This window comes from Chryseobacterium sp. BLS98, assembly GCF_001045445.1.
Taxonomy (GTDB): Bacteria; Bacteroidota; Bacteroidia; order Flavobacteriales; family Weeksellaceae; genus Chryseobacterium.
This window is the reverse complement of the sequence record NZ_LFNF01000003.1, coordinates 574,363-599,854: the sequence shown is the minus strand read 5'-3', so window position 1 is coordinate 599,854 and position 25,492 is coordinate 574,363. Positions and strand designations below refer to the sequence as shown.

Genomic DNA, 25,492 nt, shown 5'->3' with positions numbered 1-25,492 from the left:
CATCAAAATTAAATATAAATTTTATAAAAACATATAATTTTAAAAAATACCCTTAAAAAAAACACAACAAGTATCCAATTAAATATTTTCAACAAACACTTCCTTTAATATTTTAGATACTTCTTTATATTTTGTAGCCGGAAAAAGATGGGTCCCTCCTTTGATGATATAATCCGGCTTTGAATATTTTATAGGAAAAACAATGTCTTTATCTCCCAATATCTGAATAACCTCCGGTGTTTCTTCAAACTTCCATTCGGAAACCTTCTCTACAGACCATTTCAGGTAATAAGGATCTCTGACCCTGAAATATTCGAGGATCCTGGGATTTTTTGGATCGAACATTTTTCTGACTACAGAATAGACGTTTGCAGCCTTATCATTAAACATCCCTACAGGAAGTATCCTCGGAAGCTTTGTAATCTCGCCGGTCTTTATAAATTTGGATTTTTCCTTATCTGATTTAATGCTTCCCAGAATAACTACCTTCTGTGCCGGCTTCAGCTTATTGATTTCCTGTACCATAATGCCGCCAAAAGAGTACCCTAACAGGCAGAACGGCTCGGAATCGTCTACTTTTTCCGCCATTCTCGCTACGTAGGAATGAAAAGGCTCATTTTTTTCGGGGATAAGCCAGTCTATAAAAATCAATTCACAGTTTTCGGGAAATTCCAGTCTTTCAAGCACTTTAAAATCTGCTCCGAGACCGCTTACTACATAAATTTTCATAGCACTAATTTAAGAAAAACATGGTAAAGAATTTAATATGATTCAATCGGATTCTCTCCATAAAAAATGGACGATTTATAAAAACCGTCCATTATATTTCTTCTAGTATTTTTTACTACTTTTTCTTTACAGGAACTCTGTTGTCATTATCCAGTTTTTCCGTAGAAACTTTAAACTGGATGTCCATCTCGTTCTTGATGAAATAATCTTTCAGTGAAGACTGGTAGAATACTTTGAAATCTCTTCTGTTTAATGAGAATTTCGCAGATTCCATTACTACAGTAAACTGGGTTACGTATACATTCGCTGGGAAAGTGATTGTTTTTCTAACTCCTTTGATGGTAACATCACCGTATACTGTTGAATTGTACTCACTGTTTGCCAGAGGAATAATTTTAGTCAGATGGAATTTTGCAATCGGGAATTTTTTCACTTCAAAAAAATTGGTGCTTTTCAGCTCGTTGGTAAGCTTTATCTGATCTTCCTCTGAAACATCTCCCGCCATCATGCTTCTCATATCTATAATAAACTCTCCGTCTACAAGAACAGTTTTATCAAAATTGAATTTTCCGCTTTTCAGCTTTACTGTCCCTGAATGCGAAGAAGCCTCAGTTTTTACAACTTTATATCCCCACCACCTGATCTCCGATGAAGTCACTTTTGAAACCTTATCAAATTTCTTCTGTGCAGAAACAAATGATATGCTCACACACATCATAGCAAACAATAGTAATCTTTTCATTCTTTTTTATTTACAATTCAACAAAAATAAAAAAAAGTGTAGAACTTCTACACTTTTAACAATCTTTTTTTGATTAAATTATTTAGCAGTCACCTTTACAAGCATATCAATGTCATCTTTCACAAAAACATCCTGCATGGTAGATTTGTAAGCAATATCAAATTTTTGTCTGTCGAAAGAGAATTTATCAGAAACCAGGCTTACCACCCCTTTGCTGTAAGCAATTTTGGCAGGGAAAGTAATTGTATTGGTTTTTCCTTTTACAGTAAGGTTTCCTGTTACTAAAGAGTTATAGATCTTATCGCTGTTTTTCTTTACCGAAGTAATTTTGAAAGAAGCAGTAGGAAATTTTTCAACCTCAAAGAAGTCACCGGTCTTAAGGTGTCCGTTTAATTTCTGCTGGTATTCTCCGGTAAGGTCAGTTGAAGTGATAGAAGTCATATCTAAAACGAAGCTTCCTCCTACCAGATTGTTTCCTTTCATGATCATATCTCCGGATTTTACTTTCACAGTACCGTCGTGAGAGCTTGCTTCAGATTTTGCTACTTTGTACCCCCACCAGTGAACATCAGATGCTACTACTTTTTTTGACTGTCCGAATGCAAGGCCACCAGCTAAAACTGCTAATAAGAATATTTTTTTCATTTGAATAAGTTATTTACTTGTTTAACGGTGCAAATGTAGCCAACTTATCCGATAGATTTCATTGATGTATATCAATAAAACCAATTATTTCTATGAATAATATCATTCCATAAAAAAACTCCGAAAATTTCGGAGTTTTGTATTTTAATTTTGGTAATAAGCGGTATATAGTGCAGCACCTTTTAATGCCGTGTGGTTCTGCTTGATCAGGTAGATCGGAGTGTTTTTCAGCAATCCTTCCATTTTATCACTGATCTTGAATTTATCGTAAAATTTGTCCTTGTCGATATACTCTCTGATCGTTTGCGGAATATCTCCCGAAATCAATAACCCGCCGGTTGCTTTAAGCTTCAGCACAAGGTTATTGGCTTCTCTGGCAAGGAATTCAATAAAAGTATCTAAAGCAATTTTACAGATAAGAACATCTTCTTCTACTGCAGCTTTGTAAATTTCTTCAACAAAATTTCCCTGAGCAAGGCGTTCTGCCAGCCATTCCGGCTCCGGATGTCTTTTTACGTCTCTCAGGAACCTGTAAATATTGAAGAGACCTGTTTTAGAAAGTACATTTTCCCAACTCACAATACCGTAGATATTGTTCAGAAACTGATAAAACTCAACTTCAACATTGGTTCTCGGGGAGAATTCGGAATGTCCGCCTTCCGTTGCAAAAGGTCTCAGGTTCTTCCCGTCAAAGAAATAACCGGCTTCACCAAGTCCGTTTCCGGGGGCCAGAATCGCTACATTTCCTTTTTCAAGATGTCCGCTGGTATAGATCGGATCCAGATCACTGTCTTCAAGAAGCGCCATTCCGTAGGCCGAAGCTTCAAGGTCGTTCAGCATATCCCCTTTCTCAAAACCGAAATCCCTGGTATATTCTTCAATATCTAAGTCCCAGCCTAATCTTGCAGGGCTACTTTTACCGTCAATTACAGGTCCGGGCACAGCCACAGCCAGTCGTTTTACATTGGCCAGCTGATTATCCTGAATGAATTTTCTTAATATATCAGAAAATGAAGTATAATCTTTCGTATTATATTCATTCTGAATTTTTACCTCAAGCCCTCCGTTAGCGGAAGCAAAATAGCCTAAGATTGTTATATCTTCACGGAGACTTGCACCAATGATTGTTACATTATCATTATTGGCGTTCTCTACTCCAGGTAAATAAAGCGGAAATTTTGGATTCAAAATCATAACCTCAAATTTTATCAAATATAATAATAGTTTTCGTAAATCCTGCAGGGAAGCAAAAAACCTTTTCATTTTCATAAAAAGGTTTGGTTAATAATTGCTTATATATAAATCTAACTACTTTCCTAATGGAATATTGTACCCGAATCCTACTCCGATGTTCCCCACATTGTAGTCCTGTCCGGCCAAATCGCCTTTGTCTCCTACAAAAACTTTCTGATACTGTACGAAGAAGTTCCAGTCTCTGTTGTGGTAACCGATTTCCGGCTTAATGTAGAAACCTCCGTCCGGTCTGTTTACAGAGCTATTGGTAGCCACTTTATCGTCTCCAACAAGAAAACCGTAACCTAAATCCGTTCCAAAGTAGAAACCGGTCTGCTTAGGATAAATTCTGATCAAAGCTCCTACAGGGATTACTCCTACATCATTATTATCGTAACCATTATTGCTTTTTCCAAAATAGTGGGTATATCCTGTTGCGATACCTAAACCAAATCCAGGAGTGATCAAATTCTGGTAAGAAACGTCCACGCCTACAGCTGCAGAAAGATTATCTGCCGGAACTGCCAAACCAGCGTTTGCCCCTACTTTGATCATGTTATTCATTTTTGAGCTCTGTGCACTTGCGATACCTGCTGTTAAAATACCAGCCAGTAATATTGCCTGTTTTACCATTTTCATAACTCTAATTTTAAATTTTACTAATGCAATAGGCTGTAAAAATCGTGCCAAGGGAAGGTTTTTCTTTGATTTTAACACTCAACTAATTTGTAAAATAATGAATATCAATATGTTAATTTTTTATTAAAATTAAATGATTGTTTAAGTATAATCTTAATAAAAGCTAATATTACGGATTCTTAACCTTTATCATTTTAACCTTTTTCTTTCTCCATTATCCAAAAATCAAATCTCTCACCATGTCCGATTCATTACTACATAACAAACACCTACTCTGGCGCGCCGGTTTCGGAATTGGAATCAACCAGATCGAGGGCCTGAAAAACAAAGATGCAAAATTGCTGGTCCGTGATTTATTTACACAGGAAAACTTCACAGAAATTGCTTATGAAACTCCTGATGCTGATGTTGCAGACTATACAATGGATAGCAGGACACCGGCTGAAAAGAAAAAAGAGATGCAGCAGATGATCAGGCAGCAAAACAATGAGCTGAACCTGAATTTCCTGGAAAGAATGGTCAACGGCAAGGATCAGATGAGGGAAAAGATGGCATTTTTCTGGCATGGACATTTTGCCACCAGAATCAATAATTCAAAATTTAATAAACAGCTTCTCAATACTATAAGGAAAAATGCGCTGGGAAATTTTAAAGACCTTCTTTTTGAGGTGAGCCAATCCCCTGCCATGTTGAATTTCCTCAATAACCAGCAAAACAAAAAAGGCCATCCGAACGAAAATTTTGCCCGCGAAGTGATGGAATTATTTACAATGGGAAGGGGAAATTATACTGAAAAAGATATCAGGGAAGCTGCCAGAGCTTTTACAGGCTGGGGATATGATAAGGAAGGTTATTTTAAGGAAAGAGCAAACCTTCATGATACAGGTTCTAAAACATTCCTTGGAAAAACCGGAAATTTCACAGGAAGTGATATTTTAAACATGATCCTTGAACAGAAAGCTACAGCAAGATTTATTACTGCAAAAATTTACAGATTCTTCGTTAACGAGAATGCAGACAGCACTATAGTGGAGCAATTAAGCACAAACTTCTACAATTCCGGATACGATATCACAAAACTGATGACCGAAATATTTTCCAGTTCGTGGTTTTATGACAAAAAAAATATCGGAAACAGGATAAAATCCCCCATAGAACTGATGGCAGGAATGATGCGAATGCTTCCTATGAACATTCAGAATCCGGAAAACCTCATCGTTTATCAGAAATTGCTAGGACAAATGCTTCTCTATCCACCCAATGTATCAGGATGGCCAAGCGGCAGGTTGTGGATAGACAGTTCAACCCTGATGCTGAGACTGCAGATTCCACAGATATGGTCCGGATTGCGCCCTTTGGAATACAGCCCCCGACAAGATGATGATATCGACATGGGAATGAAATCCCGTGAAACAGCTTTCAACAAATCGTTTAAGAATCCTAATATAACTATCAACTGGAGCAAGCTGGAAAAGGTATTTGCAGACAAAAAATGTGAGGACTACCTGATTCAGAATACCAAAACTCTCGATATGGATTCTGTGAAGAATTTTTCGGATAAAAGTATTAAGATGAATATTATCAATTTAATGTCTACACCGGAATATCAGTTAAGTTAGGGAGTAGATCTTAGGTTGCAGGTAATAACTGTCATAATTTAACCTTACAGCCTTTAATTTTATTGTAGTTATAGAATATTGATAAAAAATAGATGTAGTTCAGCCCTGCCACCTGCCACCTTAAAAACAAAATTATGCTAATCAAAAGAAGAGAATTCCTAAAAATAAGTTCATTGGCTACCGCATCTCTCATGATGCCCAATTTCCTGAAAGCAATGACATTGGATGAAGCCCTGGTGCCTAATCAGAAAATTCTTGTGGTGCTTCAGTTTACAGGGGGAAATGACGGTTTGAATACAATTATTCCAACAAAAAACGACATCTATTTCAGAGAAAGGAACAGTATAGCGATCAAAGATTCTTTACCGCTGAATGATGAAACAGGAATCAATCCGGCACTCTCCTATTTTAAAGAACTTTTCGACAACGGTGAGCTTTCGGTGATGAATAATGTGGGTTACCCGGATCCTGATAAGTCGCATTTCAGAAGCATGGATATCTGGCACTCTGCCAGCCGCAGTGATGAGTTTCTGGAAACCGGGTGGCTGGGACGTTTTCTTGATGAAGAATGCTACCGTTGCGAGCATCCCACGCAAGCCCTGGAAGTTGATGATATGCTGAGCCTGGCACTGAAAGGGGAAAACAATAAGGCGTTTGCTTTTAAAGATCCGAAAAGGCTTTACCAAACGAGCCAGGAGAAGTATTTTAAATCTCTTTACGATCATCATCATGACGACGAAACAGTTTCTTATTTATACCAAACTTTAGGCTCTACCATTAATAATGCTGATTATATTTTCGAAAAAAGCAAGTCTAAAAAAACAGAGCAGACTTATCCGAACTCTCAGCTGGGAAAGGATTTTAAAACCGTAGCTTCCCTGATTAAATCTGATATCAACACCCAGGTTTATTACCTTTCCGTAGGAAGCTTTGACACGCATGTGAACCAGAATGACAGACAAAAAAAGCTGTTCAGCGATATCAATGAAGCGGTAAAGGCTTTTGTCACCGATCTGAAAAACAACGGGGTTTTTGAAAATGTGCTGTTAATGACTTTTTCAGAATTTGGAAGGCGGGTTGCCCAAAACGCCAGTAACGGAACAGATCACGGAACAGCCAATCAAATGTTTTTTATCAGTGGAGGTCTTAAAAAGAAAGGACTTCTGAATGCACTTCCCGACCTGCAAAAACTGAATGAAGGGGATCTGATCTACACGGAAGACTTCAGAAAAGTCTATGCTACCATCCTGAAAAACTGGCTTAAAGCAGATTTCTCCAAAGTTTTGGGCTGGAAAAACGGAGTGTATGATTTTATATAATTGAATCTGAAATAAAACTGCCACTCTGATTTTTCAATCAAAATGGCAGTATAAATTTACTATATAGACTTTGAAGTTTTAAAGCCTGATTTTTAGTCCTTCGCAGATGTCGCAGATGTTTGCTTTACCTTACTGCTTAAAGATTTTTATGAAGCTATCTTTTTCAAGATTTTCCAGTGAGAAATCGAAATCGGCTTCCGCTTTTTCTGTTGTAATCTCAGCTCCAAGCTCTTTTACAAGGTCATTGAAAGACATGGCTTCATACCATTGCTGATACAATGCACTTGTTGCCATCATGGAAACCTGGTTATTTCCTGAAACATGAGAATGTCCGGCCCCGAAATTCAATAGTACGAAACATTGTTTTTCGTTTTTGGTCACCAGCATTCCCAGGATCGTTTGCTTCTGAACAGAGTTACATCTGGCTTCAGCAAAGAGATTGTTAGGATTCATCATATAATCGTAGGAAATATCATCTCCTTTTCCGATCACGATTTTATAACCGCAATTTGCATCTCCGCTGAAAACGTTATTCATGACAAGTGTTGGCATACACTGTCCTTTGTTGGCATAAAGATATTCAACGGCACCGTGAGGAGCGGAAGTTATATCTCCGGAATACATCAGTTGTCCATCACCCTGATTATAAGCGGCATTCCAACCTATTTTACCCGCGATATTCAGTCCTGAAAGATCGAGATCCCAGGCACCCCATTTATCTTCCCAATAAATACCTACAGCCAGTCTGTCACCATAAAAACGGGTTCCGGTAGGAATATTTCCAACAAACATTTTTTCGGAAGTCGGAAATGCAAATTCTATATTCTCCGGGAAATAGAATTTCTTTCCGGATATGTTTTCATATTTCAGTTTCAGATAATCCAGGATAAAATCATAGTTGAATTGGTTCACATAAGTTTCCTTACCTTTTTTCACCCACGATTTTCCGTTTCTCACTCTGTAAACAAAAGTATCCTGACCATACATTCTTGAATAACATGCTGACAAAGCCTTAAATAACGCAAACGGTGTTGCATTTTCCAGCCAGTGCCAATCGCTGTTTTCCAGCAATGTATTTGTAGCATCATTCAAAGGATTTGAAATCAAAGGCTTATGATGCACTTTAGACAGTTTTGAAATCTTATTGATTGCTTTCGGAGCTCTGTTTTTATAAGCAAGGAACAATGGTTTGAATCTGTTAAAAATTTCCGCCATTCTTTCCATTCCGAAGTTTTCAAACAGATAGGTTGGATTAAAATTACTTTGCTTGATTAAATCAATCAAATCATCACTTTTAATTAAAAGCGTGGTATTGGTTGTTTTATAAATAACATAACGGAAAAACTCAACAGGATTTTCAGGATATACATCGTACAGATCAGCTATTTTTATAACAGCTTCCTTATTTCTGATGTTTTCTTTTCCTGTAAAATCGTATTCCAGCTCCGTATGCAAAATATAAAGCAATTCATCAATGGTTTCTTCTTTTAAAGCAATTCCTGATCTCAGAAGAGACAGACACTTTTCCTGCATTTCTTCTGCAGTATAAGCTTTGATGATTTTAAAAACCAGCTTCGTATCCGGAACATTCAATAGTTCAGCAGGAATATAGATTTCGCTCTGGAAGTCGCTTCCATACGTTGAAATATAATGTTGAATCTGTTCAAAAAATAAATCGATTCTGGAAGTATTCTTTATTTTTGTCCAGGATTTATGAAAGGTTTTATTCAAATCATTTCCATTTAATTTTTCCTTTGCATAATAAGAGATGATCTCATTTTTTGCCCATAGAGCATCTGGTTCAATGATAAAACCGTCATTAGAAATAAATGGCTCTTCATTCGATTCCTTAGCCAATACAGCATTGAATAATTTTAGTGTTTTCATTGTTTTTAATTTTAAAAATAAGTGAGGAGTAGATTCATTAAAAGTGAAGGTATAGGAACTCCTTTTACCTATAGTTTATAAAAAGCGGGGAGTAATTTACCGAAAATATAGGAACTCCCTTTGCCTTATAATTTGTAAAAAAGGCGGAAAGTAATTCTAACCTATAGGAACTTTCTTTGCCTTCAGTTTTTTATTTTGAGGAGCAGACAGGACTCGAACCTGTGACACACAATTGGGATTCATAGGAACTTCATTTGCCTGCAGCGAAAAGTAATTTTGTTGCTCTACCATCTGAGCTACTGCCCCTGCCTTATGAAAAAAGTTTTCATGAACCTTACAGGCTTTTATACCTGCAAGGTTAGTTATTAGTTTTTTTATTAAATTAAAAATTATGCTTTTCTGAACTTCTTCTTTTTCTTCCATGGAGCATTCTTCTGAACATCTCCGGCCATGATACAACCGTAAGGCATCACCTCATCCAGGACTTCGCAAAGTCCATATTCTTCAATTTGCGCTCTTACGTTCTTAGCACTTTTATAAGCACTTGGAAGTTCAGAAATATCAATTTCATTGGAGAAGAAACGGATATCTAATCCTTCTGTTTCCTCTTTGAAGATTTCCTCAGTCGTTTTATGGGCTAAAGATCTCTTATGCTGACTTCTGCTGAAATTTCTTCCGGCTCCATGTGGTGCAAAACCTAAGTTTCTCCCGTTGGTTTTTCCCTGAACGATCAGAACGGGTTCTGACATATTCAGTGGAATCAGTCTTGGTCCGGTGATATCCGGCATAAACTTGTCATCCAGCGGAGTGGCTCCTTTGGCATGGTAGAACAAATCACCATCTTTGAAAACAAAATTATGTTCATTCCAGTATCTATCCTGCTTTTCTCTTCCAAGCTTATTTAAAACCGCATCATGAATATTGGTATGATTTTCCTTGGTCCATGATCTTATCAGCTGTAAAGCTTCCCAATAAGCCTGTCCTTCTGGTGTATCAAAGGGAATCCATGCGTTTTCCCTCAATGTTTCTGGGGAAATCTCCTGTCTGAAACGGTTGGCCACCTTCATTCCTTTATCGTAAAGGGCAGCACCCGGCGCTCTGGAACCGTGATGGGTCACCAGCATCGTATTTCCTGTATTTTTAGACTTTCCTACGAATAGAAAATGGTTTCCGTCTCCCTGGGTTCCCATATGAGAACGGGCAATGCTGATCAGTTTTTCATCATTTAAAAATTCATTTTCTCTGAATGCATCCATCAGCTCCTGAGACATCGGCATCTGCTCCCCTCTCGGTCTTCCTCCATATCCGAAATGCGTTACCGAATGAGCAGCATCCAATACTTCTTTAGGATCAACATCTCCAAAATCCGTCAGCATTACAGAACAGCAGATATCTGCGCTATGAAATCCAGGATGAATGGCATTTTTGGCAACCACCACTCCACCTACCGGGATCAGTCCTTCAGGTCCTGTAGGACAGGCATCCGGCATCAACGCTCCGGCACTCAGTGTAGGTGTTTTCATCAGGACTTTCATTGTGTTGATTACTTTTTCCACGTTATCACTTTCACTTTCGTGTTCGGCTCTGATGTTAATGATAAAATCTTTTGCTGTTTCATGAAGCGGAATAATATCAGACTGTCTGAACTGCTCAAGATATTCTCTGATCTGAACATCATCCATGTTATTTTCGTTGATATAAGCAATAGCATCTTTAAACCATTTGGCTGGTCTATATCCTAATTCAATTAAATGATTTCCGTTAAATTCCATTTTGTTTCATTTTGATGATGCAAAGTAAGAATACAAGTACGCAATAATCTTGCGCAGATGAAATTATTTTAATTATTTTTGTAAAAAAGTAGAAAAGTACTCCCCTCAAAACGAAAATGCCAAAAATTAAAATGATTGATGAGTGCTGTAATCGCCTTAGAAAAGTAAGTGTTATTCGCGAATGAGTATAATTAAGACTAAAATTGCGTAGCATTAATCCCTGATTTTTATTATTTCTTTTGGGTAAGCAATTATGTTTGTCACAGCTTAAAAACACAAATGAACATAAACTTGAAAAAAAATCAATTTTTCTTACTAGTAAGCATTGTTAAAATTAATTTTTTAACACTACTTTTTCCTGTGCTTTTTTATAAAATTAAATGCAACATCAAAAGTATTATTATTTATTGTGAAAAAATATACTCAATAAGGTATTCTCATTTTACAAAGCATACTTTACTTTTCTTGTTCAGCTCACACTTTCTCCAATAGATATTTTTGTCAATTTTATTATCATCAGATAAATGCATGGTTCTAAACACTATATGTATCAGTTTAAGTATTCATATGAAAGAGAAAATGGGTTATAAACTACATTGGTTTTTTTAACATTTAAAAGAGACAATTGTAAACTTTTAACAATGATTTTGCACAGAACTAATTTAAACAATATGATGAATTTCAAAAATATAAACATTGGGGAGCTCATAGAAACAAAATGGGCAGAGGCAGAAATATCAATAGAAAGAACATGTAATTTCTTTAAATTGAATGAAGATGAAATAATGCAAATGTTTCATCAAAATTCGCTTAATACGGATATGCTGCTAAAATGGTCTAAATTATTAGAATATGATTTTTTCAGGATCTATTCTCAGCATCTCATACTCTTCGGGCCACCTTCTAATATATATGGAGAAAATGCGAAACAAAAAAAACAAGCTTCATCATTACCCACATTTAAAAAGAATCTATATACACGGGAGATTATAGATTTCATTTTAGAATTAATATACACAGGAGAAAAAACAAAAAGTGATATTACACAAGAATATGGAATTCCCAAAACTACATTATACAAATGGATTCAAAAACACAAAACAACGTAATTAAGCCTAATTACAAAAAAATTTATACAGATCTGATTCTTAAAAAATTTCCTGAGAAAATGTCTGTTTGCCTTTCTATTTTAGAAAAAGACAACTTTTGCTTATTAGATATCTTTACCGTAAACAAATTGATCTTTGATATTCCCGGAAAGGAAACATCTGTTTTTAATCAAAAGCTACGGTCTTATGACGAGGAAACTATCGAAAAAATTCTGACTTATCAAATGAAGTATCGGCTTAATAATACACAAGTCGCCAATCATTTCAAGCTAAGCAGAAATTCTATAGCGAAATGGAAAAAAATTTATCAAGTAAAGTGCTAAACCATCCTATGGACGAAAACCTATAACGTGCAAAGCAATATACTTTTAATTTACCATTATTAATCTACAACACTAAATTATTTAAGTTTAATTATGATAATATAATTGTATTATCGTAAATAAAGCTATTGTTTTTTGTTGTGATTTTTAGGTATATTTATGTGTGTGAATGTTATGGCAGTATCGTTGATAATTAAGATCAATATAAGTAAATTATGAAATATATTTTTACTTTTTTAATCTGTTTATTATGGAGTTTCTACTACTCACAAAATGTCATTTCAACTAAAAAAATAGACAGTTTATTTGCTATTTACAATACCTCGGATTTTATACTTCAAAATAAAGATTTAATACCTTTTTATACAGAGTTATACATCCAGTCCAAAGAAATTCAATATTCCAAAGGACAAATTAATGCTTTGCTGAAAACTTCCATATTGCGATTACGCAGCCAAAAAGATTATGACAAAGTGATTACAGATGCCACAGAAGCTGAAAAACTTGCTTATCAAAGTAATGACTATTCAGGGATTTCCGGAGCCAAAGCACTCAGAGGAAAAGCTTATCTTCATTCAGGATTAAGTAAACTTGCAAAACAGGACATCAATGAAGCTCTGAAAATAAGTGACAATATTGAAGGTGCAGAAATGAGGCATTTGACAAAAATAAATATTTACACCAGTTATGCAAATTATTATGAAGGTCAATATGATCTGGCAAAAAACAGGAACAATCTGGATTCCTGTAAATATTTTCTTAAAAAGATGTATTCGGAAGCTACAAAGATTCAGGATGAAACGATACGGCTAAAATGGATTCTTAATTCGATAAAATCACTTTCAGGAATTAATTTAACCCTTGAAAATTATAAGGAAGCGGAATACTATCTGAATCTGCAGGAAAAATATATCCGTAACTCTGAGGACAAGTTTAATTTGGCCACGTATCATAAATTAAAAGCTGAATTTGAGTTTATGAATACTAATAATAACCCGCATTATTTGCAAGATTCTTATAACCATTTCAAAAAGGCAGAATATTATGCTAAAGAGATTAATAATGCTATGCTTTTAGAATTAATTTATCCGGAAATGGCTAATGTTTTTGCTCAAATGAGGGATACTAAGAATGAGATAAAATATTTAGAAAAGTCAGCTGTAATTAAAGACAGCCTTCATGAAACGAAACAAAAATATTTGGATAAAATAGACCCTGTATTGAAAACAGAACCGCTGGTAAACAATAAAATATCTCCGAAAAAGAATAATATTCTGTATGTAATTTTATCCGGCTTATTGATAATAACATCTTTCGTTTTAGTAACCTGGTTCCGGAATAAAAAGGAAAGGATAAATACAGTGAATGAAAATGATTCTCCAGACAAGAATGGGAATCAATTATTCAAAGAGAATTTAATAAAAACGGAAATTATTCCGGTAGCTGAATTTATAGGGCTGGCTTCTAAGAACGACGACGGCTCATTTTTATTAAAATTTGAAGAATACTTTCCTGATTTCATTAAAAAGCTGTATGAAGTAAATCCCACATTGAAACCTTCTGAGGTAGAGCTTTGTGCGCTCATTAAACTGAATATAGATACTAAGAAAATTTCCGCAATTCAGAATGTTTCTGTAAGGGCTGTAGAAAGTAAAAAGTATAGGCTCAGAAAAAAATTCAACATTGCTCCTGAAGAAGATATGCACATCTGGATAAATCATTTATAGTATACACAATTAGGTATAGATTTATGAAACAATGGCTTTTTATATTAATTCTGAGCTTAGGTATTTCCAAATTTTATACCCAGACAAATCCTGCATTACAAGGAAATGAAAAGAATGAAGTTGATTTTGATCCAGCCCTTAAAAAAAATATTAATAGCAAACAGATTAAAATATATACGGAAAGCTACTGGCAGTCTAATCAAAAAAATGACATTCATGGGCAGATCAGCGCCTTATTGAATTTAGCAAAATTAAATTTTGAGTGTCATCAAAATTATAACAATGTCTTAGCCTACATCAAAGAAATAGAACAGCTTGCGGATAAAGATGATTATCTTGTTTTAAGTGAGTCACAAGCTATAAAATCCAGTATTTTAATTAAATTAGGACTACAAAAAAAGGCGAAAAAGTACATCGATGAAGAAGGGATTCTGAGTAATAAGATTTTGGATGAAGATGATAAACGTTTTGCTAAAACACTGTATTATGGATCACTTTCCCTTTTCTATAAGAGCCAGAACAAGCAGAATTCCGTAATCTATTTCTCTAAAAAGCAAATGGCAGAAGCTAAGTGGATGAGCGATATAAATCCCACAAAATATTCAAAGATCATTGAGGCTGCAAATATATTAAGTACTACCTCTATAGAATTGAAAGATTATAAGAGTGCTGCATATTATTTAAAAATTCAAGAAAAATATATTGAAAATACCAGTGACATAAAAAATCTATCCCTTTATTATCTTAACAAAGCGATTTTTGAAACAGAGACTACAAAAGATATTCATGCAGCATTTCAAGACCTGAAAAAAGCTGAAAATTTGGCCCTAAAAATAGAAGACGAATATCTTCTCAACCTGATTTATCCTAAAATAGCAAACGTATATAAAAGCAAAAATGACTCGAAAAGTCAGATCACCTATTTAAGAAAATCAGAGAAAATTAAAGAAATTATTACTGAAAATGAATGGAAAACTCTTCAGGCTTTAACTCTCGATGTAAACGAAAAAAATGACAATGCTTTTAAAAAATATACTCTGTTTACTTCCTTAGCATTGATTTTTTTCGCGATTTTGTTTTTTTTGCTTAAGGATAAAGTTAAAATACAGCCGGGAGGAGATAACTCTCTTCCAGATTCTGAAACGAACACAGATGAAAAGAATTTTTATATTGAAGATCTGTACCAACTGGCATTGCAGGACGATGCCTCATTCTATCCGAATTATATAAAAAAATTCCCTCATTTTGAAAGCCAGTTTTTACAAATAAATCCTTCCATGAAAACTTCGGATATAGAATTTTGTGCTTTTATGAAATTGGGATTAACTGATAAACAAATTGCAGAAAGCAAAAAATTAACCTTAAAAGCTGTGATAGCAAAAAAATACAGAATTCGGAAAAAATTAAACCTTTCTTTAGATATAGATATAGCATCCTGGATTTCGAAATTTATTAATTGACTCAATTCATTATACATTTTTCACTTAAAAAGATAAAATCAGAGATATGTAGGTTTGAAAATTATTGTAAATAAAATTTATAACAATCACACAAACAACAACTTACAAAATCGCGTATAATCAAGTCACTTATTGCGTAAAGTCAATACCTGCTTTTACATTATTTTTTTGTGTGAGCCATTATGTTTGTAATTGCTTAAAACACAAATGAAAATATCCTTGAAAAAAAAACATGTATCATTCATAAAAAAAGATATCAAAATTCAATTTTTGACATCCTTTTTTGCTTTTTTTTTTTTTATGAAATTCCACGCACAATCAATAGAAAAATCTAAAGATGAGGGATCTGTTTTTATAGCAGAGGGAACTATTGTATTTTCCTCAGATTCTATTTTTACAAATAAAATTGTCGAAGCAGATTCTAATGCTGAACAAGTAAAAACTCCAAATAAAAAGAAAAAAGGAAAAATAAAAAAAACTTTAGCTGTAGCCAGGAATAAAAAGCCGGCTTATAAGAGACATAGTGTACATTTTATTGTTTCAGATACTCAATCCGGCCAAGACATTGTCAATGGATATAGATTGGCTGATAACGTCTCCGTTTCCACTCAAAATTATACAATAAAAAAAGAACTAACATTTTATTATATCAATTTAAACATCTCATTACTTTTTCATCTTGATAAAATATATTCAGCAGAGTATTATCAATCTTCTGAATATATTTTACTTTTCTTATCTAGACCGCCCCCAAAAGATATTTTTGTCTAATCTTCTTTATCTGTTATAACTATCTAAGGATAGCTTAATGCCTATTCCCAGAATATTTATGAGTAAAGATATTACCAGAGTATTCATTACTCTATGTTCGGTTTATAGAAATAGTATCAACAAAAATTAAAACTTGTAGTCTCATTTTCAGCAAACAGGTTTTACACAATAAATACAAAGATGAAACAATTTATTTCTATTCTAATTTTAATTATTTCTACACAAATAACTAAAGCACAAGTCATGGGAGATTATAAATCTGTTGCTACAGGTAACTGGGCTACACTCTCCACTTGGAATTATTACAATGGCACAGCTTGGGTTGCTGCCACTTCATATCCCGGACAAAATACCTCGCCCGTAGCCAATAATGTTATCATAAACTCCGGAAATACAGTGAATGTACCAGCTAATCTTACTCTTGTAAATCTCACTAAAATTACTATTAATGGAGGAGTCTTGTCTATCACTAATAATAATGTAACTCTGGCTCTTCCTGCCAATACAAAAATAAGTATTATTAATGGCGGGAGTATTTCAGTGGATACACCTTGTAGCTCAACTAAAGTAATTCAAATAGGGACTGTACAATATGCCTCTTGTTCGGGAGGTAGTGGGATGTATGCTTCTTTTGCAGAACTCAATACTGGCGGAGGAAGCTTTACCTCTGTTCCAACAGTGAGCCCGGCTTCTATTTTATCCGGACAATCTGTTGTTTTGTCTGGAAACTATTCCGGATTTTCTGCAGCTGTTCCTTCTTATAGCTGGACAGGAACCGGACCTGGAGGCTATACTTTTAGTTCTACCGTTCAAAATCCCGGAAGTATCACTCTTACTACATCAGGATTATATATCTATAGATTGACAGTTACCAGCAGCAATAACGGTGTTACTGTTTCAAATTTTGTAGATATTATAGTCCTTGTAGATTTGGATTCAGATGGAGACCTGGTGGGAAATTCATCTGATTTAGATGATGATAATGATGGTATTCTTGATAACAATGAACAAACATGTTTGTCTCCTATTTCTGTAGGTGTTGATCCTACCCCTGTTGCATCTGAAAGCTACGGAGGAACTACGGCTACTTATACAGAAGTATCAGGATCTGTAAGTATGTACAGCTATGGAGGATATAATGGATTTGATCCTGCAGGATTTCCTTCAAAATTACGAATAGATTACTCGAAAAATTTAGTGAACTATGCTTTCAGAATATCAGATATAGATAATCAGGAAAAAATAAGGTTATATGTTTATGATAAAAATGGAAGTTTAATATCTGATTTATCACCTTATATTACCTATAGAGGATCTAATGTTAAAACAACTACAGGAGCTGGTTATAGCTTATTAATAGAAGGAATAAATAGTAGTGGAGGTGTTAACAATTCATTTGATCCTGCAAATTATATAGATTTTAAGGTCCTGCCGGAAATTTCCAGAATAGATTTTGATTTCTATGCAAGAATTTCAGGTTCCCCAGAATATTACTTTTTAGGAGGATGTGTTGTGAAAGACACTGATAATGATGGGATTTCTGATTATTTAGATTTGGATTCTGATAATGATGGTTGTTTAGATGCTTTAGAAGGGGGAGCCAATTTAGCCACTTCAAATCTTGTAACAGCAGGGGGAACGGTAACCGTGGGAACCGGATCTATGGCTTCCAATCAAAATTTAGGCAATACAGTAGACGCTAATGGTGTTCCAACCGTAGCAAACGGGGGTCAAAGTATAGGAACTTCTCAAAATCCTGGTGTAAAAGCTGTGGCTTGTTCATTCTGCTACAAACCTGCTACAACAGCAGGATCATCTTTGCCTACTAACTATGGGATCACGGCATTGGGAAGAGCGGGATTAGGCAACGGAAACTGGCCAATGGTAAGAAACGGAGCCTGGACTGCATTAGAAGCGAAAACCAAAGGTTTTGTTATCAACAGAATTCCTACAACAGCAGCGGTAAATGCTATTTCAAATCCTGTAGAAGGGATGATGGTTTATGATGCAGAAGCTGACTGTCTGAAAATTAACACCAATGGAACATCAACCGGATGGAAATGTTTTAATACTCAAACCTGTCCGTAATTAATCTCCAAAATTTATCAAAGATTATTAATAAACTCATCAGTTTCTCCTTCCTTTTGGAAGCAAAGATTTATCAATTTCTTAAAAAAAATAGAAATCCGAAAATTTGGAGGGTGATGAGATAAAAAACGAAAAAAATGAAAAAAATTATTACGTCAAGTGCAATACTCTTATCTGTATTTGCCTTCTCACAAGTAGCTATAGGGAAAGCCTCTATAAGCACCTTATCAGACAATGTTACCCCCAATCCGAGTATTTCTTTGGAATTTGGGACAGGTAACAGAGGTATCTTACTTCCCTGGGTGACTTCAGCAGCTGCAGTAAACGGAGTAGTAAACGGAACTTTAATATATGATACCACAGATAAAAAAGTAAAAGTAAAACTGGCTTCCGGATGGAAAGACCTCAGTGTTGATACTACAGGTATTATAGATACAACATTACAAAATTCGTTAACAGAACTTACCAAAGCTAAGGTACAAATTGGCGGAAATCCCGCAACAGATATTACTCCGGGAATTCTGGTACTGGCAGCAACAGATAAAGCAATGATTCTTCCTAAAACCACTTACAATGCTATTGTAAATCCTGCAGCAGGAATGATGGTATATGACACCACCGCAAAACAGCTTGCTGTTTTTAATGGTACCGTGTGGTCATTCTGGAAACCATAAATAATAATCCAGCCTTCAATCTAAAATCTTTTGTGCATTAAAAATCCCAGAATTTCTGTTTTAGTTGAAGGCTTTTTATTAGAAAATCTTAATCACACAATCATTTAATTATCATCAGTATCTAACTTTTCAATATAAGAATGAAACTAAGTTTATTTTCTCTACTCTTTTTATTGGTCTTTAACCAAAATAATGCACAAACTGTATTACTAAATGAAGACTTTGAGAGTTATCCCAATTTTACTATAACTAATTTCGGACAATGGGGGCTTCTGGATTTAGATCAGCTGAATACTACAACGACTATTGGAGGAGATCCGGCCCCACCTGTAAACTGGGCCTCAACCTGGCCCAATGCCGGAGCAAAAATGGCGTATCAGATTTTTAATTTTTCTCAATCCAATGCAACAAATGATTTTACGGGGGCAACAGGTGATATCCGAAATTTCAATCCAAGAAGTGGACAAAAATATGCAGCTTGCTGGGCGGGGAATATGGTACAGTCTTTCCAGGGAAATAATGATTGGCTCATAACTCCTTCTGTTGCTTTGGGATCTACAGGAAATCAGATTTCAATGTATCTTAAAACTCTTTCTAGCTCTTATGGGGATGAAAAATTTCAAATTGGAGTGTATACAGGCACCGGAAATCCTGCTGCAAGTACAGACTTTACAATTATTAATATTCTTCCTTACCAGCAAGTTAGCCAAAATCTCAATATAGATAACAATTGGCGGAATTTCGTGTATAATTTGGATGCTTATTCAGGCCAGACAATTAGAATAGGTATTCATTGTATTACAGAGGAGGCTTCGGCTTTGTTAGTTGATGATGTGAAAATTACAACTACAGGATCTACTTTGAGCGCTTCTGAGAGTCCATTAATCAATGAAGTCATTGTTTATCCCAATCCGATAAAGGATGTTTTATCTATTACAGCTGATAAAATGATACCTCCTGTTCAGATTTATAGTAGAGAAGGCAAACTGATAAAGGTATCCTACTCTAAAACAATCAATATTAGTGAATTCGTACCGGGAAATTATTTTTTGAAAATTTTTCTTACAGATAGTAAACAAATTATAAAACAGATAATAAAAAATTAAATATACAACTAATCAAATAACACAATGAGAAAAAACTTTTTTTTCCTGCTGATACCTTTGCTTATGGTATTCAGCATACATGTAAATGCACAATGTGCAGCTGCTGGAAGTGTCACTACCAGCATTTCAACAACATCTAATAGTTGTGGCGGAAATGGTACTATCACAGCGACTTTTAGCAGTGCTTCAAATACCACAATCCAGCTGCTGAAAGGAGGGACAATATTACAATCTGTAATTGCTCCTACAAGTCCGCACACATTTACAAATTTACAGCCCGGAACAGATTATCAGGTAAAAATAATATGTACCATTGATAACAGTATTGTATATTCTAATAATACAAATATTACGGTCGCGGATAATTATGTGCCTATTACTAATGCCGATATTTCTATTTCGAATGTCTGTACTAATTTTACACCAGGAGGTACAATTACGGTAAACGGTGTTACGGGAGGAACAGCTCCTTATCAATATTCGATAATTTTAAATAATAGTTCAGGTTATGATGATTCATTAAGTTCTTATTCTACCAGTCCTTCTAAAAATGTCTCTGCATTTGGTACATATCAAATCCGTATTAAAGATGCTTGTGAAAGTTTCAGGACATTTACAAGAACAATTTCACCCAATCAGGATCCTGTTCGATTTTATTGGCGATCAAAAGAAATATGCGGTTCCAATCAGGTTCAGGGTTCTATTTGGTTTGCTACCAATCAGCTTACCGGCGGAAATGTGGATGAATCTGAATTTTTACCAACAGGTATTAAACTGACGATACGAGCTGATAACGCTGCGGGTGCCATACTTTTTGACGGTGTTTATACAGGAACTCCTTTTACCTATACACCAAGTGCTTCCCATGCGTACTATATTACGGCAACCAACGCTTGTGGTGCTTCTGTAACGTATACTCACAGTCTTCTTGATCCTGCAAATAACCCGGAGTTTTTAAATTTTCTTCCAACAACATCTACAAACGGTTGTGGAGCAAGTGAAAAAGAAACATTATCAATTAATTTAGGAGCGCAATATTATTGGAAATTCCCGGTGTCAATATTTGTGAAAAATTCTGCAGGTACAACAGTTAGTACTACGCCAAGCTTTAGCGGAACTATTTGGACATTACCTGGCCTTCCCCTTGATACTTATACTATTACCGTTTCGGATTCTTGTTCGCCTGCAAACTCGGTGACAAAAACTATAGCTAACCCAACAGCAGCAGGAGCACCTGTATTGTCTTTAGATTCGACCCCAAAATGGAGATGCGAAGGAGGAGGAATGATACTTTCGCAAACAGGAACAATTCAAGCTGTTGTAACAATTTCCGGATATTTCCCGGATAGTAACAACGCAGTGGTAACGATTACAGCGGGACCATCAAGCGTTGGTGTAAATGCTGTTCGTATTGATGGGCAATATTGGGGTTGGCCCAACTTAAAAGTAGGAACCTACACTGTTTCATATACCAGTTGCGGAATGCCTCATACAGGAACTTTTACCATAAACAGCTCTGCAGATGTTTTAGATCAAAGCCTTAGCTCTACTGCTGTTTCTACATGTAATAGTGGCGGAAGTATTACTTCTACTCGCGTTTACGACGGTGCTTATCCTTACGCTGTTGAATTATTGAATAGTGCAGGAACAGTAATCGATTCCAATGTTACGGGTAACTTTAATAATTTACCGGCTGGAACTTATACTACCAGATTATCTGTACGTCCTTGCAATATACCTTCGTCATATTATTACATTTCCGGGAGTACTGTTGTTATAAGCAGTCAGGCAACCGGTGCTTCTATTGGTTCTGCAGTAGGTGTCATTTGTGAAGATGCTTCAGGTAATCCACTTTCTACGGGATCTGCTTATATCGATATTATTGGAGTAGCACCGTATACAATAAAATACAGGGTTCAGGGTTCAGCTTCTCCATATACCACAATTAATACTTCAAGTCCAAGTATACAGATTAATAACTTAATTGCCAATACTACTTATGAAGTGAATTTATTAGACTCTTGTGGTACTAATTCTGCAACAACTATCCAAATAAAAACGATGGGTAACTTGTCAGCCAGTAATACGACTCAACCTTGTCAGGGATCGCCTTATTCATTAGCAATGCCTTATTATGCAGGTGCAACTTACCAATGGGTAAATCCACAAGGAACTATAGTTTCCAACACAAGAATATATTCTATTGCAAATTATAACAGTTCTTATGACGGAACTTACGTTTGTAAAATTACTTGGAGTAATTGTGTTACAAGATTTGTAAATACTACCTTAAATAGTAACTTTTGCGGACAACCAATTAGTATATGTGGAGTTGTGGATAGTGATAGTGATGGTGTCTTAAATTATTGTGATTTGGATGATGATAATGATGGGATTTTGGATGTAAATGAATGTAATAGTGTAGAAAAAGTTGTTAATGGTAATTTTGGAACAGCTACTGTCGCAGATTGGACAGGATGGACAAGAAGTGGATCTGTAAATGGCTGGGTAAAAAGTTCTGGCTTTGCGGCAGAATCTAGTAACGATACTTCGGGAACCTCTTTACTTACACAGACTGTTACAGGTTTGGAAATTAATAAAACGTACACTCTTACATTTCGAGTAATGGCGGTTTCAACTGAACCTAAAGATAATACGCTGAATTTTTCTATTGGTGGAATTAATTATTACAGCCAAACGGCTGCGTCAATAGTAACAGAAGCAGGAGGGAGTTTGATTTTAATAACCAAAAGCTTTGCTTTTACACCAACTACAACAAGTACAGTAATAGAATTCCTTTCAACCGTTTCTGGAACAGGAGTATCTGGTGATGATGTCTTGGTGAGAGATGTAAGTATTTTAACCTGTGAAAAAGATACAGATGGAGATGGGGTTGATGATTATTTAGATTTAGACAGTGATAATGATGGTTGCTTAGATGCGATAGAAGGTGGGGCAGCGATTACATCATCACAACTTGTAGCAGCAACGGGAACGGTATCGGTAGGAACAGGTTCTACTGCGAATAATCAGAATTTAGGAAATACAGTTAACGCCAACGGAGTCCCTACAGTTGTAAATGGAGGACAAAGTGCAGGAGACTCAGCAAACGCAACAGTTAATTCATGTTTCTGCTACAGACCAGCTACAACAGTAGGATCATCTTTGCCTACCAACTATGGGATCACAGCATTGGGAAGAGCGGGATTAGGCAACGGAAACTGGCCAATGGTAAGAAACGGAGCCTGGACTGCATTAGAAGCGAAAACCAAAGGTTTTGTTATCAACAGAATTCCTACAACAGCAGCGGTAAATGCTATTCCAAATCCTGTAGAAGGGATGATGGTTTATGATGCAGAAGCTGACTGTCTGAAGATCAATACAAATGGAACATCAACCGGATGGAAATGTTTTAATACTCAGACCTGTCCTTAATTATTCACGAAATATTTCGAACGTATGTAAATTAAAGATGAGGTAAAATAATTGTAAAGTTTACTTTCAATTTATACAAATTAATTTATTGAGAACAATGCCTGACTTTTGATAGGCATTGTTCATTTTTTTTGATACCTGCCGAATTGTGATTGGAAAAGAAAATTTGTTGCACCTATGATCTCTGATCTTTCCAAGCCTGGTAAATATCAAATAACAATAGGAAATAGAGATTTTCAATACGAAAAGATATACCTTATATTCTTTGATGCATAGTTTCTTAAGTTATCTTCAAAATAACGGGAGAAATAAAAACAAAAAAACTAAGCTATTAATACTGAAGCATTGAGAATTCACAGCGCATAATCTTAATCTCAATTACTAATAGTCAAAATCAGATAAATTAATAAAACGATTTGTATCTTTGAATTTATACTTTTTTCGGCAATTTGGAAATAGGCTTTCGGCTTTTTGGAATTGTTGATTGTAAAAGCTGAGAAAGCAAAAAACTAAAATATGAACTACTCATTTGCTTTTTAGCTTTATTTACCCCGATCATATAAACTTAAAAAAATGTTATTAGAACAATTAAAAAACAATCCAGAAACAATTCAATTTAAAGAGGTCATTGCCTATATTGATGAAAATTATGATTTTACACCTTCTTCCTTTAAAAATGGAGATACAGTAAATGAAGCTGGTCAGAACAATGGTTCGTGCAAAGTATTCAGTTTTGCCAAACTTCAGGGATTTTCAAAAGATCAGACGCTTTCTCTTTTTGGAGAGTTTTACAGGGAAGATGTATTAAAAAATCCTGAGGCAGCAGATCACCAAAACATCAGAAACTTCATGAGATATGGATGGGACGGGATTTCTTTTGAAGGAGAATCGTTACAACAGAAGTAATTATAAGTCAATGGTGAATTTTGTTTCGCAGGTGAATTGTCAATTTTGAGAAAAACTACCGATAGACCAAAAAATTGACTTGCGAAGCAAATTCACTATTCACTATTTCACCATCCAAAACACAAAAACCATGTCATCTAATAAAAACGCACTCATTCGCTATAAAACATTAGATAAATGCCTTAAGAACAAGTACCGGAAGTATACTCTTGAAGACCTTATCGATGCCTGCTCTGATGCCCTTTTTGAATTTGAAGGAAAGGAGTCCTATGTAAGCAGACGGACCGTTCAGCTGGATCTGCAGAATATGCGCAGTGAAAAATTCGGGTATGAAGCCCCTATTGAAGTATACGATAGAAAATACTACCGCTACAGCGATCCTGAATACAGCATCCACAACATTTCTGTGAATGAAAGTGATTTGAAAGCGATGAATAATGCGGTTCAGATCCTGAAACAGTTTAAGGATTTCTCTATGTTCAAAGAGATGAACGGGGTTATTCAGAAGCTGGAAGACTCTATCCACTCTACAGGGCAGAAATCCATTATACATCTGGATAAAAACGAACAGCTGAAAGGGCTTGAACATATTGATATCCTTTATGACAGCATTTCCAACAAAAAAGTCCTGAATATTCTGTACCGCAGTTTTACGGCCAGAGAGTCCAGCAATTATACCGTTCATCCGCAGCTTCTGAAGGAATTCAATAACAGGTGGTTTCTGATCTGCCTGCATAAAGGCAAAATGTATAACCTGGCGCTGGACCGAATGGAAAAAATCGATCTGAAGGAAAATATTGAGTATATTGATAAAGACCTTGATGGAGATGAATACTTTAAAGATATTGTGGGGGTTACCGTTTCTGAAACTCTCGCTCCAAGGAATGTAATTTTCTTCGTAGATTCATCGAATGCACCTTATGTAAAAACCAAACCACTCCACAGAAGTCAGGAAATTGTAAGTGAAACTAAGGAAGGGACAATATTTAAGATCCGTGTACAAATCAATTTTGAGCTGGAAAGGCTCCTGCTTGGCTTTGGAGAATGTCTGATTGTTCATCAGCCCCAAAAACTGAGGCTGAAGCTACAGGATAAATTTAAAGCCGGATTAAAAAACTATGAGAACTTAACAATTCCGGATGAAAACTGATCTTTTAAACCACAGAAGCACAAAAAGTTTTACTTAAGTTATAAGTAATAAGTTTTATGAGAGCTTGTATACAATTTTATGACGACTAAAGTTCATCGGATCAGAATTCCCTCCCTCGGAGGGGTGGCGAAAATTCATTGAATTTTTGACAGGGTGGT

Annotated in this window: 19 protein-coding genes and 1 tRNA gene; 12 read left to right on the top strand and 8 right to left on the bottom strand. The window is 35.4% G+C overall.

What is annotated here, in order from left to right:
* Window positions 1-78: 78 nt before the first annotated feature.
* The 5 genes from ACM40_RS13965 to ACM40_RS13945 all read right to left on the bottom strand — a co-directional run bounded on the left by ACM40_RS13965 (window position 79) and on the right by ACM40_RS13945 (window position 3,988).
* Window positions 79-729 carry an alpha/beta hydrolase gene (locus ACM40_RS13965; protein WP_048503368.1) on the bottom strand — a complete coding sequence of 217 codons (651 nt, stop codon included), beginning with the start codon at window positions 727-729 and terminating at the stop codon, window positions 79-81.
* A gap of 115 nt (window positions 730-844) precedes the next feature.
* The gene (locus ACM40_RS13960; RefSeq protein ID WP_048503367.1) at window positions 845-1,471 is read right to left on the bottom strand and encodes a YceI family protein; all 627 of its coding nucleotides are present in this window, start codon (window positions 1,469-1,471) and stop codon (window positions 845-847) included.
* Between the two features lie 78 nt (window positions 1,472-1,549).
* Window positions 1,550-2,116 (bottom strand): YceI family protein, encoded by a 567-nt coding sequence (locus ACM40_RS13955; RefSeq protein ID WP_048503366.1) that lies wholly within the window; start codon window positions 2,114-2,116, stop codon window positions 1,550-1,552.
* 144 nt (window positions 2,117-2,260) lie between these two features.
* Window positions 2,261-3,310, bottom strand: coding sequence for a glucokinase (locus tag ACM40_RS13950; protein ID WP_048503769.1), 1,050 nt, complete (start codon window positions 3,308-3,310; stop codon window positions 2,261-2,263).
* Window positions 3,311-3,424: 114 nt separating this feature from the next.
* Window positions 3,425-3,988, bottom strand: a complete 564-nt coding sequence (locus ACM40_RS13945; RefSeq protein WP_048503365.1) for a membrane protein — start codon at window positions 3,986-3,988, stop codon at window positions 3,425-3,427.
* Window positions 3,989-4,227: 239 nt separating this feature from the next.
* Between ACM40_RS13945 and ACM40_RS13940 the strand changes: the two genes are divergently transcribed.
* Together ACM40_RS13940 and ACM40_RS13935 are read left to right on the top strand one after the other, a co-directional pair.
* On the top strand, window positions 4,228-5,607 hold the full coding sequence (locus ACM40_RS13940; RefSeq protein WP_048503364.1) for a DUF1800 family protein: 1,380 nt from the start codon (window positions 4,228-4,230) through the stop codon (window positions 5,605-5,607).
* A gap of 134 nt (window positions 5,608-5,741) precedes the next feature.
* Complete coding sequence (locus ACM40_RS13935; protein ID WP_048503363.1) at window positions 5,742-6,926, top strand: DUF1501 domain-containing protein; 1,185 nt, start codon at window positions 5,742-5,744, stop codon at window positions 6,924-6,926.
* 129 nt (window positions 6,927-7,055) lie between these two features.
* Here the strand turns inward: ACM40_RS13935 and ACM40_RS13930 are convergent, their stop codons facing one another.
* The 3 genes from ACM40_RS13930 to ACM40_RS20915 form a co-directional block, all read right to left on the bottom strand.
* Window positions 7,056-8,813 (bottom strand): hypothetical protein, encoded by a 1,758-nt coding sequence (locus tag ACM40_RS13930; protein WP_048503362.1) that lies wholly within the window; start codon window positions 8,811-8,813, stop codon window positions 7,056-7,058.
* A gap of 198 nt (window positions 8,814-9,011) precedes the next feature.
* Window positions 9,012-9,119, bottom strand: a tRNA-OTHER gene (locus ACM40_RS20610).
* A gap of 83 nt (window positions 9,120-9,202) precedes the next feature.
* Window positions 9,203-10,003: an RtcB family protein gene (locus ACM40_RS20915; protein ID WP_410492737.1), complete on the bottom strand. Its 801-nt coding sequence runs from the start codon at window positions 10,001-10,003 to the stop codon at window positions 9,203-9,205.
* Between the two features lie 1,253 nt (window positions 10,004-11,256).
* Between ACM40_RS20915 and ACM40_RS13915 the strand changes: the two genes are divergently transcribed.
* The 10 genes from ACM40_RS13915 (at window position 11,257) to ACM40_RS13865 (ending at window position 25,334) form a co-directional block, all read left to right on the top strand.
* Window positions 11,257-11,694 carry a transposase gene (locus ACM40_RS13915; RefSeq protein ID WP_316932876.1) on the top strand — a complete coding sequence of 146 codons (438 nt, stop codon included), beginning with the start codon at window positions 11,257-11,259 and terminating at the stop codon, window positions 11,692-11,694.
* A 538-nt stretch (window positions 11,695-12,232) separates the two neighbouring features.
* The gene (locus ACM40_RS13905) at window positions 12,233-13,744 is read left to right on the top strand and encodes a helix-turn-helix transcriptional regulator (RefSeq protein WP_048503358.1); all 1,512 of its coding nucleotides are present in this window, start codon (window positions 12,233-12,235) and stop codon (window positions 13,742-13,744) included.
* Between the two features lie 236 nt (window positions 13,745-13,980).
* The gene (locus ACM40_RS13900; protein ID WP_131705368.1) at window positions 13,981-15,204 is read left to right on the top strand and encodes a helix-turn-helix transcriptional regulator; all 1,224 of its coding nucleotides are present in this window, start codon (window positions 13,981-13,983) and stop codon (window positions 15,202-15,204) included.
* Window positions 15,205-15,411: 207 nt separating this feature from the next.
* On the top strand, window positions 15,412-15,975 hold the full coding sequence (locus ACM40_RS13895; protein WP_048503356.1) for a hypothetical protein: 564 nt from the start codon (window positions 15,412-15,414) through the stop codon (window positions 15,973-15,975).
* 243 nt (window positions 15,976-16,218) lie between these two features.
* Window positions 16,219-18,063 carry a hypothetical protein gene (locus ACM40_RS13890; RefSeq protein ID WP_048503355.1) on the top strand — a complete coding sequence of 615 codons (1,845 nt, stop codon included), beginning with the start codon at window positions 16,219-16,221 and terminating at the stop codon, window positions 18,061-18,063.
* A gap of 137 nt (window positions 18,064-18,200) precedes the next feature.
* The gene (locus tag ACM40_RS13885) at window positions 18,201-18,737 is read left to right on the top strand and encodes a hypothetical protein (protein WP_048503354.1); all 537 of its coding nucleotides are present in this window, start codon (window positions 18,201-18,203) and stop codon (window positions 18,735-18,737) included.
* 140 nt (window positions 18,738-18,877) lie between these two features.
* Window positions 18,878-19,843, top strand: a complete 966-nt coding sequence (locus ACM40_RS13880) for a T9SS-dependent choice-of-anchor J family protein (RefSeq protein WP_083996863.1) — start codon at window positions 18,878-18,880, stop codon at window positions 19,841-19,843.
* A 24-nt stretch (window positions 19,844-19,867) separates the two neighbouring features.
* Window positions 19,868-23,278, top strand: coding sequence for a thrombospondin type 3 repeat-containing protein (locus tag ACM40_RS13875; protein WP_048503352.1), 3,411 nt, complete (start codon window positions 19,868-19,870; stop codon window positions 23,276-23,278).
* A gap of 573 nt (window positions 23,279-23,851) precedes the next feature.
* Window positions 23,852-24,184 (top strand): HopJ type III effector protein, encoded by a 333-nt coding sequence (locus ACM40_RS13870; RefSeq protein ID WP_048503351.1) that lies wholly within the window; start codon window positions 23,852-23,854, stop codon window positions 24,182-24,184.
* Window positions 24,185-24,314: 130 nt separating this feature from the next.
* Window positions 24,315-25,334 carry a helix-turn-helix transcriptional regulator gene (locus tag ACM40_RS13865; RefSeq protein WP_048503350.1) on the top strand — a complete coding sequence of 340 codons (1,020 nt, stop codon included), beginning with the start codon at window positions 24,315-24,317 and terminating at the stop codon, window positions 25,332-25,334.
* Window positions 25,335-25,492 lie beyond the last annotated feature (158 nt).